Below are 15,739 nucleotides of genomic sequence, written 5' to 3' on the forward strand. Positions count from 1 at the left end.
CCATGACTGACGCCATGCATCACGCTTGGCCGGACGCCCTGTTTGACCGGGTCAGCGGCACGCGTGCCATGCCCGGCCACCGGGTACAGCTGGTGCTCGACAGCCGTGAACACGAGCCCTGCGCACTGGATCTGATTGCCCGTGCACGTACGCACATTCACATTGAGCATTACCTCGCGGAAAACGATGCCTGGAGCACGTCCCTGCTTTCGGCGCTATGCCAGCGGGCACGCGAAGGCATCCAGGTACGCGTGCTGCTCGACTTCATGGGCAGCTGGAGACTGGGCTGGGGTTGGGGACGTGCGCTGCGCGCAGCAGGTGGCGAGCTGCGCTGGTTCAATGTGCCCGGTCTTGGCGAACCGCTTGGCTGGGTGGTTCGCAACCACCGCAAACTGATCAGTATTGATGGCACGGATGCCCTGATGGGCGGCTGGTGCCTGAGCGCGCGCTGGCGCGGCAGTCAACCGAACGACCCCTGGCGGGACACCGGAGTGCTGGTCAGCGGCCCGGTGGTGGCGCTAGCAGAAGCTGCCTTCGGCGCTACATGGCAGCTAAGCGGCGGCAGCTCGGCGCAGCCGTCATCGGCGCCCGCATCGTCCCTGCTGATGTGTCACGATGATCATTTTCATGACGATGTGCGCGTGCGCCTGCTTGCCGGTCGTCCGCAAGCCAGTCCCCTGTTTGCCCTTGAACAGCTTGCCATGGCATCGGCCCGCGAGACGCTCTGGATAACGGATGCCTATCCGGTGGGGACGCCAGCCTGGCTGGACGCCCTTCGCCGCGCTGCGGCCGATGGCGTCGATGTGCGTCTGCTGGTGCCTGGCAGCACCGACCTGCCCCTGCTGGGCATGTTGTCACGATCCAGCTACCGCGCCCTTCTGGAGGCCGGCATTCGCGTGTTTGAATGGAATGGCGGCATGTTGCACGCCAAGTCGCTGGTCATTGACGGTCATTGGAGTCGCGTCGGCTCAAGCAACTCCAATCCCGCCTCGTGGCTGGGCAACTACGAACTCGATGTGGTGATCGAAGACGCCGGCTTCGGCGACATGATGAACACGCGTTTCCTGATTGATCTGGATCATGCCACCGAGATCGTGCTGCGCGCCGACAGGGCGGTTCGCGCCGTACCCCCGACACGTCCCCCCGGGCAAGAGCGCAACACACTGATCCGAACCGTGAAACAGGCACGTTTGAATGCCAAGACGCCGCTGCGGGTGTCACGCTCGGTTGCACTTGCGGTACGCGAGGCGCGCGCACTGCCGCCCAGTGACGCCGGCCTGCTCGCGCTGGGCGGAAGTCTGGGCTTGCTGGTGACACTGGCTGGCTGGCTTCTGCCGGAATGGCTGGCTGGCGGCATCGCCCTGCTCAGCGGACTGGTCAGCATCAACTTGCTGCGCATTGCGCTGCGACGTTACGGATTGTACCGACGCGGCATGATGCCGTCGAACCCGCGCGACCTCAGTCCGCCAGAATAGCGGGGGTAGTCGCTCCGAAGAAGGCGCCACCACCCGCTCCGCCACTGGTGCCGGGAGCCTTGAAGTTGGCGATGAAACTGCCTTCGACGTATTTGCTGCTGCCGCCTACGGCGGCAGTCAACCGAAATGGCGCAAACGCGACGATGGGAACAGCCCCACTTTTGGACAGGTCAGCCTTGTCGACCACCGGTATCAACACATCCCAGCTGCCGCCCTTGGCATCGATGAGATCCTGCACGACCTTGTAGATCGACGTTTCAGTACCAGACTGAATGAATACCTCGTCATCAAGAGTCAACTCCACCGTATTACCCGTGCTGAGAAGGGTCTTGGTGACCTTGGCACTCTGGCTGAACAGATCCAGCGAGCTCCATTGACCGGCGGAGCAGTTGGGGTAGTGATATGCCGAGCCGATGCGAACCACCTGGTTGGCGTTTATGGGTGCGCCGTTAGCCCAGTATTGATCGAACATGCACTTGTTGAGCACCATGGGAAACAGCGAGCCCTCTCCGGCAAACCCGGGTGTGGCAATGACTGCGACCGCGCTGGCTTGAATGGAGGCCAGGTAACGCTGGAACACCGGCGCAAAGAGGAGATCCAGCGCACCTCCGTTGACTCCCTCGTCCAGCGTCACGGTGACCCTGACCGCCGGGTTCTCGCCCAGCAGCGGCGCCGGAGACCCCTCATCATGCGGACGCATGGGGCCTCCGCCTTCAATCGGCCAGAATCCGAGGTCAATCACACCCGTCTGCAGCAAGGCTCCGGCAGCCCGGTTCAAGGTAATCGCTTCAGCAGCCCCCTCTTCGGCCGAGTTCCAGTCCGGCGCGATGTAGCTGCCGAGGCGTGCAGCGCCTGCAAGCGCAGCCGCATCAGCTGCATTCTGCAGCTCGTTTCGGGCTACAAGGATGCGCGACACGTCAATAGCCAAAGCGGTCAAAGCAACAAGGCAGAAAGTCAATGGCGCAGCGAGCAGCATGATGCCACCACGCTGGGCCTTGCCGATGCGAGGGAGTGTCACGGAACATGCCTCGTGAATGGCCATCACGGACTCCCTGCAGGCGGACTCTGGCCCGCCCGACTCACTCAAAGATCATGGTGGCCGTCGCGGCCAATGGGCCCGGACTGAGCACCTTGAGCAGCGCAAGTCCGGTGTAGGCATAGCTGACCGTCACGCGCAGTGGCTCACCCGGGATACGCCCGGCTGGCTCCTCAATCACGACCTCAGGGGCCACCTGACTGCCAAAGGTGATGAGGTGTTCCTGGCAATAGTCGAGTGCCGTCTGGGTGATGTCTTCATGACTGGGTGCCGGAACACGGAAAGAGATACCTGCCCGAGCCGCTTCCCGGCTGGCATTGGTGATCACCGCCTGGTTGTAGAGCGCCAACCCGTACGTGATGGTCGCGAATGCCAGCATCAAAAAGACGGGCAAAACGAAAGCCATCTCGATGACGGCGAGACCACGACCGTGGTGACGTGACTTGCCTAGCAGGTAATGACAACGCATAGCGAACACTCCGAATACCCACATTTGAATATGCGTCGGATGCGGAGTGAAGAATGTGGTTTAAATGCTGGTTAAATGTCAAGAAGATCGCCTTTTGGCGACCTTCTTGTAAACACCTTGATTTAATTGACGAGAATCGATTTGGTCATCACACCGGCAGTACGCGGGCCATCCAGATCCGGAAGGCCATCGACAAACTTGACGGGATCGGCAATCGTGAACTCGATGAAATTTGTCACACCGCCAGATTTACCGTTGTTAAGTACCGGTTTGCCCTTGTTGATATTACCCAGTTCGAGTGCAATCAGGTTTTGTATCGTGACATTTTTCTGCCCCGTCGGAAGCAGGGTTTCCGAGAGCAACGGCACCAGCACCACATCACCGGTGACCTTGCCATACAGATTGGTTACCGAGCCTCCGAGAATGTCGGTGGTGTCACCTGGCTCGACAGGAACAGCCACTTCAGGATCACTGAGAATATCCTGGACGCTCTTGTTGCCGTTGCAGCCAGAGTCCGTGCAGAAGGATACCCACTGGGCAAACCCCTGGAAGACATTGCCACCAATATCCTTGCAGGCCACGTCGTTGGGTTGACCGGCGGAGGAGGAACCATAAACCCTGAATGTAAGCGGTGAATTGGTCTTGGGAGACCCATCGGCATTGAGCAACGCATTCTTGAGGCAGTTGGAGAAGGCGAATGGCATTCCCTTGCCACTGGTGGACGTGGCAATGACACCCGTTGCCGAGGCATCCAGCTCGAAGAAATCAACACCCATCAGCGGTGCAAACACGGTCTGGATCACGCCAGAAGCGGAGGCTTCGGAACGGTCGACGGTAACGCGCATGGCAGGGAGTTCGTCCGAAGCCAGCGAGAACGAGGCGATCGGCAGATCGGAACAGTCTGCAACCAGTTCGAATGAGCCGCCTTCAGACCAGACGCCCACAAGCACCGAAAGATCACCGGCAGCAACAGCTGTCTTCAACACCTTGTTCTTGGCTGCATACGTTTCTGCCGCATCACAGGCAGCGGCCCAGTCCTGGTCATAGAAATTGCCGATGCTGCCAATGCCCGCGAGGGCGGCGGAATCTGCGGCGTTCTGCAGTTCCCCCTTGACCACGTAGGCGCGGCCAAAGTCCACCGTGAATGCGGTGATGCCAAGCAACGAGACCATGGCTCCCATGACAAGAATCAGGGAGGCGCCACGCTGGTTGCGGCGCGGCTTGGCGAAAAAGCGATTCATGATGGGCCTCCGCCGGAAACAGATCAGATCTCGAACTTCATCTGTGTTTCGGATTCCATGCTGATCACGTTGCCAACACCCATCAGGGCTCCAGCAACCGTGTTGAAGTCGAAGTTCACGCGCACGATCAGCGTGTTGTCCATCTTGGTCGGGTCAACGGCATTGATGGTGGAGACAGGTTCAGCCTCTGCCGTGCACGTTGTAGAACCGCCAAAATTGATCAGACGACCATTGCAACGATTGATCGCATCCTGGGCAATCGCGTCGTAGTCAACGGTGGTGGAATAGACGATGCCGTTCCGAGCTGCCTCGCGACTGGCGTTGGTGATCACCGACTTGTTGTACAGGGCTATGCCGAAATTGATGACGCCGAAAAGCACCAGAAGCACGAGCGGCAAGGTCAATGCGGCTTCAATGATGGCAACACCTTTCTGCCCGGATGCGGACTTGCGATTCAATCTGATCATGTCAACTCTCCCTGTAACCTGATCAATCCCGTTCCGGGATCCTGATCAAGGACATGCACTGGCTGGCAGGGAGCGACACGCTAACGTGGTCTCATCAGGCAGTCATTGCCTGAGTGATGCGACGCGGCAAAGGTTTTGCCACATGCTTCGACAGTCATTGCTGCTGCCGAGGCTCCCTGCATCGATGAACGTTTACATTTTAACCACACTACATCACGAAAAGCCACTGCTTTAATCACGGGCACGATGGATTGCTCAATGCCCCCTGCCAATGACCTGGCGCCTGTTGTAGGATGCGCTGCGCGGGAGGCGTGGCAGAGTGGTTGAATGCACCGGTCTTGAAAACCGGCGACGGGCAACCGTTCGTGAGTTCGAATCTCACCGCCTCCGCCACTTTCTTCCTCACGTGTCTCATGGCTGCATCGAGGCCAGGTCACCGGGTAGGTGCTCATGCACGAAACGCCCCGCATGACACTGCCACACTGGTTGCCGGTGTGGCGGCTCGACCTGTACGCACGGCTGCTTTTGCTGCTTTATCTTCTGCTTCCAGCGATCTGGCTTGTCACTGACTTCAGTCAGGCACCCGGCGTGCTGGGGCGCGATTTCATTGCATTCTGGGCTGCTGCCAAACTGACATCGGCCCAGAGTGCGCTCGCCGTCTATCAGCCGGAAATTCTGCTTTCCTTTTCAAGAACAGCCGTGCCGGATGCGTTTGATCTGCCGTGGTTCTATCCGCCTACCTATTTGTTGATGGTGCAATGGCTGAGACCGTTCAGCTACCCGGAAGCATTTGCTTACTTCACCGGCGGAAGCATTGTGCTCTATGGCTTCGCTGTCTACGCGCTGTGTCGTTCGAAACGGATGACCTGCTATGCCCTGGCACTGCCCTTCGTGTTCATCACGGCGCAATACGGCCAGAACGGACTGCTGCTGGCCGCGATCGTGGCTGCAGCTGCCCGAATGCACTCCCGGCCCTTCATTTCCGGTGTTCTATTGGGATTGCTGTGCATCAAGCCGCATCTGTTCATCGGCCTTGGCCTGCTGTTGATCACGTGTGCCAGCCCTGCCATGTGGGGCGGTGCATTGCTGTCCTCACTGGTTCTTGCAGTGTCCGCCACCCTGATGTTCTCACCAGCCATCTGGGTGATCTTTTTCGAGACGCTGGACCGGGCTCGGCTGCTTCTCGAGCAAGGTGTTCTGCCATGGTGGCAGATGGGCAGCCTGTTCAGCGGACTGCGACAGTGGGGGGTGGATGTCACCGGCAGTCACGCTCTTCAACTGATCTGGGGACTGCTGGGACTGCTTATGACCTGGCGAGTCATTCGATCAACCCGGCGATGGGAACTGCATTGGGCGGCGAGCATCGCCGGCGGACTGATGGTGAGTCCGTTCCTGTATCAGTACGACATGGTACTGCTGGCCATTCCGCTGGTTCTGCTGGTGATGTCGGCCTGCAAGGATGGTCTGCCAGGCGGACAGGTACAGGCGTTCCTGGTTGTCGCGATGCTGCCGTTGCTCGACTATCTGAATCTGACGCATCTCAACTGGGTCCTGCCAGCCATCGTGCTGTTCATGTGCTGGCGACAATCCCGTTGCAGCTCACTACCCGGCAGATCGTGAATCATTGATCCAAACGTGCTGAAGCCAGCATGTCTGCCTGCTTTTGCAGCAGCCTCCGTTTGCTCTCTCCCACACGCTTCGGCACTGCCAGCGTGGCGACATGCCAGAGCATGCGCCCCACGGTGTGAAGGGTGTCGTTGCCGTAGCGCGGAATGACATGAATGTGCACGTGCGGCACCGACTGGCTGGCCGCTTTGCCGTCATTGATCAGGAAGTGCTGTGCAAGGCTGCCGAGGGCCTGGCGCTGGGCATGAGCGACGCGATGCGCGACCTCGAACAGGTGCGAGCGCGTGTCGGCATCCAGCTCCGCCAGCGTGGCCACCGACCGGCGCGGAACGACCAGGACATGACCGGGCGACATGGGATGGATGTCCATGAAAGCCACGCAGCAGTCGTCCTGGTGCACCCAGTGGGCTGGCAGGCTTCCGGCAATGAGCTGATCAAAAACGGTCATGGCGTGACTCCCGACGATGGTTTTGAAAACAATACCTTGCCAGATACTGGTCCGACAGTCTCTCGTTTGTGTGCGCCAACTGAAGAAGTGTCTTAGAACGATGACAGCTAAGCCAACCCTGCCGGTCACCGGTCGGGATGCCTGGGAACGGCATGGTAACCGCATCAAGTCGGCTGGACATCTGTTCGTCCTTAGACAGATTGGTTACTGGTCGCTCGCAGTCCGGTATGCGATGGTCGGTGTGTGGACATCAGCACCTGATGTCGCGACAGGGAGGATGTGCATGACGACAGCGGTAATCGCAGGCGTTCTGGCCCACAGCCTGTGGGCATTGCTCAGGAACCCGCCAATCCGTCTGCCTGACTTGGCAGAGCAACCATCTCGCCAGTGAGCTGGCAAACTGACGGGGCCCTTGGGCCCCCGTCGTGTATTCCGCACAAGGCAACGTGCGACGCATGCCGTCATTCGATGAGATCCTGGGTCTGAAGCACCAGTATCCCGTTTTGCATCACCGTGATTTCCACGGTCTCTCCCACGAAAATCACGTCCGCGATGCTGGCTTTCCACTGGCTGTTCGGACAGCCAGCCTCGCTCCAGGTCGGATCCGGCGGGGTGTCGGTGCTGAGCTTGAGGGTCACCGATCCGTTCTTGATGCTGTTCGAGGGCACCCTCAGGTCCCCCCCGATATCAGTGATGGCAGCCGGATTCTGGCCCGGCGACAGCTTGCCCTTGGGATTCTTGCACAGGGTGCTCACCTCGACAGGCTCGCTGAGCACGCGAATGGCAACGTCGAGATCTCCGTTGCCCAGACCGGTCAGCTTCATGCTGCATGTCGCGACCTTGCCGTCATCGATGCAGACCGGTCCCTTGTTGAACTGCGGATTGCCGGCCTGCACCAGCCCGGCGGTCAGGGCGCCGACGACGCCCATCATCAGGATCTTCATGTTCATGGTGTGCTTCCTTCCGTGGTCATGGTCAGTCTGCGTCGCGTCTGCACGGCGACGTCAGCATCGTGATCATGGGCGGGACAGGCCTCACCAGCCATCGCCTCGACCGGCTAGCCCTTGCGGTGTAGATCGCCGAGTCGTAGGGTGAATGTGTTGACGCACGCGCGTCGCTGCAGGGATGCGGCCAGCATGCATGCTCATCTGTTGACAGCCTGGCTGCTCGGCAACGCGGCCGACTGGCGCTCCGCCATGCGTCAGGTGATGGCGGCCTCGCTGCCGTCGCCCTGCTCGCTCTGCGATGCCCCTCTCTGCGACATGCCACGCCTGCTGGCGCTGGGGCAGCCGGATGTCGTGCTCTGGGATCGGGAGGCACGCGACTGGATAAGCGTCTTGCAAATCCTTGCACGACGCGCGCCGCATGCCCTGCAGGTGGTCGTTGGTCGACGCTGGACCGCAGATGAGGAGTCGCTGGCGCAGGCACTGGGCGTGCACCACTGCCTGTCACGTGTGCAGATCGACGCCACCCTGCCGGCCCTGTTGCGTACGCGACTGGTACCGGCGTTCTCCTCCGTCTGTCCGGAAGAATCTCGCATGAGCGTGCTGACGGCACGCGAGCAGCAGATCGTGGAGGCCTTGCAGAACGGCCTTGACAACAAGTCCATCGCACGGCTGCTGGGCATCAGTCCGTCCACCGTGAAAACCCACCTGCATCATGTCTTCGACAAGCTGGGCACGACGCGCACGCAGCTGCTGCTGCACGGACGCTGACGTTCAAGCAGCCCAGAGAGTCGTGAGGCAGCAGACCGCTGGCGTCTTCAGGCCACGTCACGCAGGAAGCGGCTGCGCAGACAGGCCAGCAATGCACATGCCGCCATCACCGTGCACAGCGTTTTCGCATCGGTGCCCTGCAGGGCACTGACGATGCCGGCGGCAATCGCGCCGGACAGGCTGCCGATGGTGCCGTACAGGGCAGACGCTGTGCCTGCGTGAGAGGCATAGGGCGCCATGGCGAGGATGGTGGCGTTGGGCAGCACGAAACCCAGGCAGCCGGTGAACAGGAACAGTGCCGGCAGCAGCGCTGTGAAGCCACCAGCGCCGGTCCAGCCCAGTACCAGCAAAACCAGCCCTGCCCCGGCCTGCATCATAAGGCTGCGCTGCAGCAGCCTGAGCGGACCCCAGCGGCGCACCAGGCGGCCATTGAGCTGGGTGGCGAGAATCAGCCAGAAGGCGTTGGCGCCGAACAGCCAGCCGTACTGGTCGGCACTGAGTCCGAAATGGTCAATGAACACGAACGATGAGGCCGCAATGAACGCGTAGAGGCCTGCCATGCTGATGCTGCTGGTGAGGGCAAAGCCGCGAAAGCGATGGGTCTTCAGCAGCAGCCAGTAATTCTGCACGATGCTGCCCGGGCGCAGCGGGCGCTGGTGTTCGGGTTGAAGGGTCTCGGGCAGATGGCGGTGCAGCGCGGTCAGGGTGATGACGCCGTAGAGCGCCAGCACCACGAAGATGGCATGCCAGTCGAACAGGTGCAGCAGCTGGGCCCCCAGCAATGGCGCCACCATGGGCGCGATGCCCATGACCAGCATCATGGCGGCGTACATGCGCGCCGCCTCGGCGGTATCGAAGCTGTCGCGCACGATGGCCCGGGCGATGACCACGCCAGCGCAGGCACCGAAGGCCTGCAGGAAGCGCAGCACGATGAGGGCATCGACCGAGGTGGCCAGGGCACACCCTATGGAGGCCGCGATGAACAGACCGAGGCTGGCATAGAGCGGTGGCTTGCGCCCGTAGCGGTCGGCCAGCGGCCCATAGAACAGCTGGCCGAGGGCAAAGGCGGCGAAGAACGAGGCCAGGGTCAGCTGCAGCCGGGCGGCGTCGGTGGCGAGATCACGCTGCAGGCTGGGCAGAGCCGGCAGGTACATGTCGATGGACATGGGCGCGAAGGCGGTCAGGCTGCCGAGCAGAAACACCAGCAGCGGCGTGCGTTGCAAACGACTGGCGTCGGTCATGCATCGGTCTCGCGTTCGCTGACGTCAGCGCGCAGCAGATCGGCACTGCGTTCGAGCACGCTGTCGGGCATGTGCTTGCTCGGCTTGACGCCGAGGTCACGCAGCATCTCGGCCTGGCGCACCAGACTGCCACGACCGCTGCTGAGCTTCTTGTGGGTGTCGTCATAGGCCTTCTGGGCCTGCTGCAGGCGCTGGCCGACCTGCTCCAGACCTTCCACGAAACCGACGAACTTGTCGTAGAGCTCGGCGCCTCGACGGGCGATATCCTGGGCGTTGCGGTTCTGCTGCTCCTGGCGCCACAGGTGGGCGACGGTACGCACCACGAACAGCAGCGTGCTCGGGCTGACCAGCAGCACGTTGCGCTTCCAGGCGTCGTGCCAGAGGTCGGCGTCGTGACTGGCGGCAAGCAGGAAGGCAGGCTCGACCGGGATGAACAGGATCACGAAGTCCAGCGAGCGCAGCTGGTAGAGCTCCTGGTAGTTCTTCTCGGACAGGCCCTTGATGTGCGCACGCACCGAGTCGACGTGGCGCTTCACGGCGCCATCACGGGCAATGTCATCGTCGGCGTTGCAGTGGTCAATGTAGGCGGTGAGCGAGACCTTGGCGTCGATGATCAGGTGCTTGCCTTCAGGCAGATGGATGATCACGTCAGGCTGGGCGCGGCTGCCGTCATCGCGGGTGTGGCTTTCCTGGACCTCGTACTCCTCGCCCTTGCGCAGACCCGAGGCCTCGAGCACCTTCTCGAGGATGAGTTCGCCCCAGTTGCCCTGGGTCTTGTTCTGGCTGGTGAGCGCACGGGTCAGGTCATTGGCGCGCTGGCTGAGCTGCTGGTTCATGGCCTGCAACTGGCGCACCTGCTCGGCCAGTGCCGAACGGTCCTTGCTTTCGCTGACGTAGGCGGTCTCGACCTTGCCCTGGAACTCCTGCAGACGCGCCTTGAGGGGCTCCAGCAGCTGACCCAGCGCGGACTGGTTCTGCTCGCTGAAGCGGCGCGACTTTTCCTCGAGAATGGACTGCGCCAGGGTCTGGAACTGATGGGTGAGCTGCTCGCGCGCCTGCTGCAGCAGGGCCAGCTTCTCGCCACCCTGCTGGCGCTCGCCCTGCAGCTCGCTTTCCAGCCGGGCAGCCCGGGTCAGCGCCTGCTGGTGCTGCTCGCGCAGCTGGATCAGCTCGTGACTGAATTCCTGGGCACGCTCGTGCTGCTGGGCGGTTTCCTGCTCCTGCGCCAGCAGACGCTCCTGCAGGCGCGCCAGCTCGCTCTGGCTGTCGACACGCACGCGCAGTTCGGCCGTGGCCAGTGCAGTGTCAAGCTGGCGCAGACGCGGCATGAAATACAGGACCGCCAGCAGCACACCAACCGTCAGACCCGCCAGCAACGCCATCACATCCATGCCACACTCACCTTGTCTTGATTACCCGGAAAGGACGCACGATAGCATGCGCACAGGTGCATCAGATGAGCTTGCACGGGCGAAAACCGGTCCTTGGCTGCCGCGACTGGTCGGCTATGTCTGGGCGGCCCCCGTGACGCTGATCGGTCTGCTGCTTTCCGTGCCAATACGCCTGAGTGGCGGCCAGTGGCAATGTCACAGTGGCGTGCTCGAAGCCTGGGGCGGCACGGTGGCACGCTGGTTGTTGCAGGGTGGTCGCCGGCGGATTCTCGCGATCACCCTGGGTCATGTCGTGCTGGCCCCGGATCGATACTGGCTGGAAAGCACGCGCGCCCATGAGCGTGTGCATGTGGCGCAGACGGCACGCTGGGGTGTGGTGTTTCCGCTGGCCTACGGCGTGGCGAGCCTGCTGGCCTGGTGGCGGGGAGAGCCGGCCTACCGGGGCAATCGCTTTGAGCAGGCTGCCTATCGGGTGCATGATCCGCTGAATCTGGCCACGGAGAGCCGCCATGAATCAGATATCACGTCGTGATGCCGTGTTGCGGGCACTGGGTCTGGTCTGGCTGGGGGGCATCGGCTTGGTGCATGCCGATGCCCCCCAGCCAGACCAGACAAGCACGGCTTGTACCGTGCACGTGACGACTGCCTCGTATGCCTGGAAAGACGATGCGCGCCCGTATCGCCTTGCACAGGGTCGGTGTACACCGGCCACAGCCCCTGAACGACTTGTGGTGGCACTGCATGCAGGCGGCTCGGATGCCCGAGCCATGGCGGACTACACGGGCCTGGATGCCCTGGCTGATGACGGACGCACCGTAGTGGCCTATCCGCAGGGTGACCGGCGCGTGTCAGGACTGCTGACCTGGAATGCCGGCCACTGCTGCGGCAATGCCATGCTGCGCAACGTGGATGATGTCAGCTATGTGCGCGGGCTGATCGCCCTGTTGCGGGCGCGCTTCGGCCTCCCCGCCGGCGCGGTGTATCTGGCCGGGCTGTCGAATGGCGCCATGCTGGCCTACCGGCTCGCAGCCTCAGCACCGCAGGAGATAGCCGGCGTGATCGCGGTGGCAGGCACGGTCGCCACCTCGCCGCCGCCAGCTGCCGCACGCCTGCGCATCCTGCACGTGCATGGGGACGATGACCAGCACGTGCCCTGGCTGGGTGGCACCGGCCAGCGCACGCTGTCAGGCACCGAGCATGCCTCGGTGCGCGACACCCTGCAGCCTTGGGTTCAGGTCACGCAGGCGACGCAACCGGTCGAGATCGTTCGCCTCGCGGCACTGGATGATGCACGCACCCGGGTCACGTCATACCGCTACCGGGATGCTGCCGGCGTCGTGCGTGTCGAACTGATCGGCATTGCCGGTGGCGGTCACACCTGGCCGGGCAGCAGCCGCTTCACCGGCTGGCTGGGCGAGGCCAACCGGACCATGAACATGAATCGGGTGATGCGGGAGTTCATGGCGGACGCCTCGGAGATGACGCCATGACTGCCGTCAGGTCAGCAGGGTCTGGCGCGCTCCCCTGAGCCGGGCATCGATGTCCAGCAGATCCACCCACTCATGGCGGACGCGCGAGAACGCCGGATGCTCCGGATTCAGGAGCAGGTTGTTCTCGAGGGGAATGACGACACTGGGAACACGCAACCCGACACTGTCGCGTGACGTGAACCAGGCCATGCCAACGGGCTGGGCATATCGACGATCCCCGTCCCAGCCCTGGGGCAATGTCGCAGCGTCCACGTCCTGGATCAGCTCATCCGGCACGTCGACGCGAATGACGGCAACGGGAAACGGCACATCGCTGCTCTGCACCAGAATCTCCAGCATGGCCAGCGCAATGCTGCTGGCCGTGTAGACCATATGCGTGCCCTTGCGATGCCAGCGCCCCTGGGTCAGGGCGCTGCCGGTGCCGGTCATGGCCGAGGCGGCGAACGCCGGATGGCAGAGTCGCCAGACGATCATCAGCAGAACACGCCATGCTGCATGCGCAGCAAGGCGTCATTGACCTCTTCGGCCCCGAACTCGGTATCCAGCAGGGAGGCCGGCGTGGCGCCCGCCGACAGGCTGCGGTTGGGACGTTGCAGCCAGGTGTAGGCCTGCTTTGCGCTGCCGAACGTCTCGATGGCACGCGCGAACACCTTGGCGTAGCGCACGACCTTGGCGGCATCCTCGCCAGTGAGACGCTCGTTGTAACGGCGCGACAGGGTGCGAAAAGACATGCCGACCGCGTCGGCGAATTCCGGTGCGGGGATGTTCAGATCGTGGAGGAAGGCCTTAACCAGCGCGCCATCCAGCCCGCTGCGTATCTGCGCGACCAGAACGTCGGCTGGCGCGCTCGCCAGCTGCAGCAAGGCATTCGACTGCAGCCGCCCAAACGCACTGTCCGCCACATGATAGCCACTTCCGATGGTGATGCTCATGGCATGCCCTCCTCATGAACACCCACAATACGCCAGTTTTGCAAAAACAACCACAAAAATGGCATGAATCGTCAGCGCCGGCTCAACGACCCCAGCAGACCGCGGAGCAGCTCGCGGCCGATCTTGCGGCCGACCTCCGAACTGGCGGCACGGGCGGCGCTTTTCGCGGCACTTTCCCAGACACTGTCAGGCTCGCGCGCGGGTCTGCGCGCCGCCGCCCTGTCAGCGGCGGCCTGCGCCTTTTCAGCCGCCAGCCTGGCCTTTTCCGCTTCTTTGGCCTGGGCCTCGGCGAGCCTCCGTGCCTCGCTCTGACGCTCGGCTTCCGCAGCCGCCTGCGCCTGCTGGCCGGCACGCGCCTGCAACTGCTCGTAGGCCGACTCCCTGTCCAGCGCGGCATCGTAGCGGGCCTTGAACGGCGAGCGGCTCATCACGGTCTGGCGCTCCTCGGGCGTGATGGCGCCCATGCGCGAACGGGGCGGACGCACCTTGGCACGCTCCACCGGGGTCGGCACCCCGCCCTCGCCCAGCGTTGACACCAGTGCCTCGCCCACGCCCAGCTCGGTGATGGCCGTGGCGACATCCAGCCCGGGTTTGGCGCGGAAGGTGTCGGCGGCGGCACGGACGGCTTTCTGGTCGCGCGGGGTGAAGGCGCGCAGGGCATGCTGCACGCGGTTGCCGAGCTGGCCGAGGATGGTCTCGGGCAGGTCCAGCGGGTTCTGGGTGATGAAGTAGATGCCGACGCCCTTGGAGCGGATCAGGCGCACGACCTGCTCGATCTTGTCGAGCAGCGCCTTGGGCGCGTCGTTGAAAAGCAGGTGCGCCTCGTCGAAGAAGAACACCAGTTTCGGCAGGTCGGCATCACCGCGCTCGGGCAGGTCCTCGAACAGCTCGGACAGCAGCCAGAGCAGGAAGGTGGCGTACAGGCGCGGCTGCTGGAAAAGCTGGTCTGCGGCGAGCACGTTGATGACGCCACGGCCATCCAGCGTGGTCTGCATGAAGTCCTCCAGCTGCAGGGCCGGTTCGCCGAAGAAGGCCTCGGCGCCCTGCTGCTCCAGAGTCAGCAGAGCGCGCTGTATGACGCCCAGGGTGGCCTTGCTGACCGCGCCGTAATCGCTGCCCAGGCTGGCCGGGTTGTCAACCGCCATCGCCAGCAGGGCTCGCAGGTCCTTGAGGTCAAGCAGCAGCAGGCCCTGGTCGTCGGCGTACTTGAAGAGCAGGTTGAGCACGCCCTCCTGGGTGTCGTTGAGGTCCAGCATGCGCGCCAGCAGCAGCGGGCCGAGGTCGGAGATGGTGGCACGCACCGGGTGGCCCTGGCGGCCGAAGACATCCCAGAACACCACCGGATAGGCCTGGGTGCGGAAATCGGTCATGCCGGTCTTGAGGGCGCGCTCAGGCAGCTTGGGATTGGCGGCGTCACCGGCTTGCGAGAGGCCGGCGACATCGCCCTTGATGTCGGCCAGGAAGACCGGCACGCCAAGATCGGAAAAGCCTTCAGCCAGGATCTGCAGGGTGATGGTCTTGCCGGTGCCGGTAGCGCCGGCCACCAGGCCGTGACGGTTGGCATAACGTCCGGCAAGCGCGCAGCGCATCGGCTCCGGCTCGCCACTCTGTCCGATCAGTACCGATGCCTCTGCCATGCCAGTCTCCCCCGTTGTCTGTGCCGGATAGTGTTGTTGTGCGACGCCGGTGGCGTCGGCTGCTGCGCAGCAGACGGCGCAGGCAATGCAGCCGATTACGCGTCAGACCGGCGCCCTTGTCAAAGGGGGTTTGCGGTATGCTTGCCTCCTGAACCGCCGCCCCGATGAACGAGTCGACGAGATGCGCTTTGCCCTGCTGATCACCGCTGCCCCGGAGCAGACTGCCGCCCGCGATGCCTTGCGCATTGCCGAGGCCTTGCTTGCCGCCGGGCATGAGCTGCTGCGGGTGTTCTTTGCCGGCGCTGGCGTGGCGCATGGTAATGCCTTGGTCACCCCGGGACGCGACGAGCCCGACCTGTGCGGCGAGTGGCAGCGTCTGCAGCGCGCACACGGTCTCGACCTGGTGGTCTGCGTGGCGGCCGCCCTGCACCATGGCGTGCTGGATGCCGACAACGCGCAGCGCTGGGAGCGCCCGGCAGCCAGCCTTGCCGACGGCTTCGTTATCAGCGGCCTGGGCCAGCTGGCGGATGCCCAGCTGCAGGCCGACCGTCTGCTCACCTTTCCGGCCTGA

At 63.1% G+C, this 15,739-nt stretch carries 17 protein-coding genes and 1 tRNA gene; 7 read left to right on the forward strand and 11 right to left on the reverse strand.

What is annotated here, in order from left to right:
• Positions 1-2 precede the first annotated feature (2 nt).
• On the forward strand, positions 3-1,475 hold the full coding sequence (locus tag F595_RS13240; protein ID WP_084682867.1) for a phospholipase D-like domain-containing protein: 1,473 nt from the start codon (positions 3-5) through the stop codon (positions 1,473-1,475).
• On the opposite strand, the gene F595_RS0107210 is transcribed toward F595_RS13240, so the two are convergent.
• From F595_RS0107210 to F595_RS13245, 4 genes are all read right to left on the reverse strand, one after another.
• Complete coding sequence (locus F595_RS0107210; RefSeq protein ID WP_022956201.1) at positions 1,459-2,517, reverse strand: pilus assembly protein TadG-related protein; 1,059 nt, start codon at positions 2,515-2,517, stop codon at positions 1,459-1,461. The genes F595_RS13240 and F595_RS0107210 overlap by 17 nt on opposite strands.
• Positions 2,518-2,554: 37 nt before the next feature.
• The gene (locus tag F595_RS0107215) at positions 2,555-2,980 is read right to left on the reverse strand and encodes a TadE/TadG family type IV pilus assembly protein (protein ID WP_169446978.1); all 426 of its coding nucleotides are present in this window, start codon (positions 2,978-2,980) and stop codon (positions 2,555-2,557) included.
• A gap of 122 nt (positions 2,981-3,102) precedes the next feature.
• Complete coding sequence (locus F595_RS0107220; RefSeq protein WP_022956203.1) at positions 3,103-4,221, reverse strand: Tad domain-containing protein; 1,119 nt, start codon at positions 4,219-4,221, stop codon at positions 3,103-3,105.
• A gap of 23 nt (positions 4,222-4,244) precedes the next feature.
• Positions 4,245-4,688: a TadE/TadG family type IV pilus assembly protein gene (locus tag F595_RS13245; protein WP_084682868.1), complete on the reverse strand. Its 444-nt coding sequence runs from the start codon at positions 4,686-4,688 to the stop codon at positions 4,245-4,247.
• A 305-nt stretch (positions 4,689-4,993) separates the two neighbouring features.
• Between F595_RS13245 and F595_RS0107230 the strand changes: the two genes are divergently transcribed.
• Positions 4,994-5,081 (forward strand) — tRNA-Ser (locus F595_RS0107230).
• Positions 5,082-5,156: 75 nt separating this feature from the next.
• Positions 5,157-6,308 (forward strand): glycosyltransferase family 87 protein, encoded by a 1,152-nt coding sequence (locus F595_RS0107235; protein WP_022956205.1) that lies wholly within the window; start codon positions 5,157-5,159, stop codon positions 6,306-6,308.
• Position 6,309: 1 nt separating this feature from the next.
• Here F595_RS0107235 and F595_RS0107240 read toward each other — a convergent pair whose 3' ends face one another.
• Both F595_RS0107240 and F595_RS0107245 read right to left on the reverse strand, forming a co-directional pair.
• Complete coding sequence (locus tag F595_RS0107240) at positions 6,310-6,762, reverse strand: HIT family protein (protein ID WP_022956206.1); 453 nt, start codon at positions 6,760-6,762, stop codon at positions 6,310-6,312.
• 461 nt (positions 6,763-7,223) lie between these two features.
• Complete coding sequence (locus tag F595_RS0107245; protein ID WP_022956207.1) at positions 7,224-7,712, reverse strand: hypothetical protein; 489 nt, start codon at positions 7,710-7,712, stop codon at positions 7,224-7,226.
• A gap of 186 nt (positions 7,713-7,898) precedes the next feature.
• On the opposite strand from F595_RS0107245, the gene F595_RS14190 reads away from it, so the two are divergent.
• Positions 7,899-8,477, forward strand: coding sequence for a helix-turn-helix transcriptional regulator (locus F595_RS14190; protein WP_022956208.1), 579 nt, complete (start codon positions 7,899-7,901; stop codon positions 8,475-8,477).
• Between the two features lie 47 nt (positions 8,478-8,524).
• Here the strand turns inward: F595_RS14190 and F595_RS0107255 are convergent, their stop codons facing one another.
• The gene (locus F595_RS0107255) at positions 8,525-9,718 is read right to left on the reverse strand and encodes a Bcr/CflA family multidrug efflux MFS transporter (RefSeq protein WP_022956209.1); all 1,194 of its coding nucleotides are present in this window, start codon (positions 9,716-9,718) and stop codon (positions 8,525-8,527) included.
• Entirely contained in the window at positions 9,715-11,109 is a 1,395-nt protein-coding gene (rmuC, locus tag F595_RS0107260) for a DNA recombination protein RmuC (RefSeq protein WP_022956210.1), read from the reverse strand. The genes F595_RS0107255 and rmuC overlap by 4 nt, the downstream gene beginning before the upstream one ends.
• Before the next feature lie 46 nt (positions 11,110-11,155).
• Between rmuC and F595_RS13255 the strand changes: the two genes are divergently transcribed.
• Both F595_RS13255 and F595_RS14195 read left to right on the forward strand, forming a co-directional pair.
• Entirely contained in the window at positions 11,156-11,641 is a 486-nt protein-coding gene (locus F595_RS13255) for a hypothetical protein (protein ID WP_022956211.1), read from the forward strand.
• Positions 11,619-12,599 carry an alpha/beta hydrolase family esterase gene (locus tag F595_RS14195; RefSeq protein WP_022956212.1) on the forward strand — a complete coding sequence of 327 codons (981 nt, stop codon included), beginning with the start codon at positions 11,619-11,621 and terminating at the stop codon, positions 12,597-12,599. The genes F595_RS13255 and F595_RS14195 overlap by 23 nt, the downstream gene beginning before the upstream one ends.
• 6 nt (positions 12,600-12,605) lie before the next feature.
• Here the strand turns inward: F595_RS14195 and F595_RS0107275 are convergent, their stop codons facing one another.
• From F595_RS0107275 to F595_RS0107285, 3 genes are all read right to left on the reverse strand, one after another.
• Positions 12,606-13,073 (reverse strand): RES family NAD+ phosphorylase, encoded by a 468-nt coding sequence (locus F595_RS0107275; protein WP_022956213.1) that lies wholly within the window; start codon positions 13,071-13,073, stop codon positions 12,606-12,608.
• A complete protein-coding gene (parS, locus tag F595_RS14200) occupies positions 13,073-13,531 on the reverse strand; it encodes a type II RES/Xre toxin-antitoxin system antitoxin (RefSeq protein ID WP_022956214.1) in 459 nt (152 codons plus the stop codon). The genes F595_RS0107275 and parS overlap by 1 nt, the downstream gene beginning before the upstream one ends.
• 71 nt (positions 13,532-13,602) lie before the next feature.
• Complete coding sequence (locus F595_RS0107285; RefSeq protein ID WP_022956215.1) at positions 13,603-15,168, reverse strand: helicase HerA-like domain-containing protein; 1,566 nt, start codon at positions 15,166-15,168, stop codon at positions 13,603-13,605.
• Positions 15,169-15,349: 181 nt separating this feature from the next.
• On the opposite strand from F595_RS0107285, the gene tusD reads away from it, so the two are divergent.
• Entirely contained in the window at positions 15,350-15,739 is a 390-nt protein-coding gene (tusD, locus tag F595_RS0107290) for a sulfurtransferase complex subunit TusD (RefSeq protein ID WP_022956216.1), read from the forward strand.

This window comes from Perlucidibaca piscinae DSM 21586, from assembly GCF_000420045.1.
In the GTDB taxonomy this organism is placed as follows: domain Bacteria; phylum Pseudomonadota; class Gammaproteobacteria; order Pseudomonadales; family Moraxellaceae; genus Perlucidibaca; species Perlucidibaca piscinae.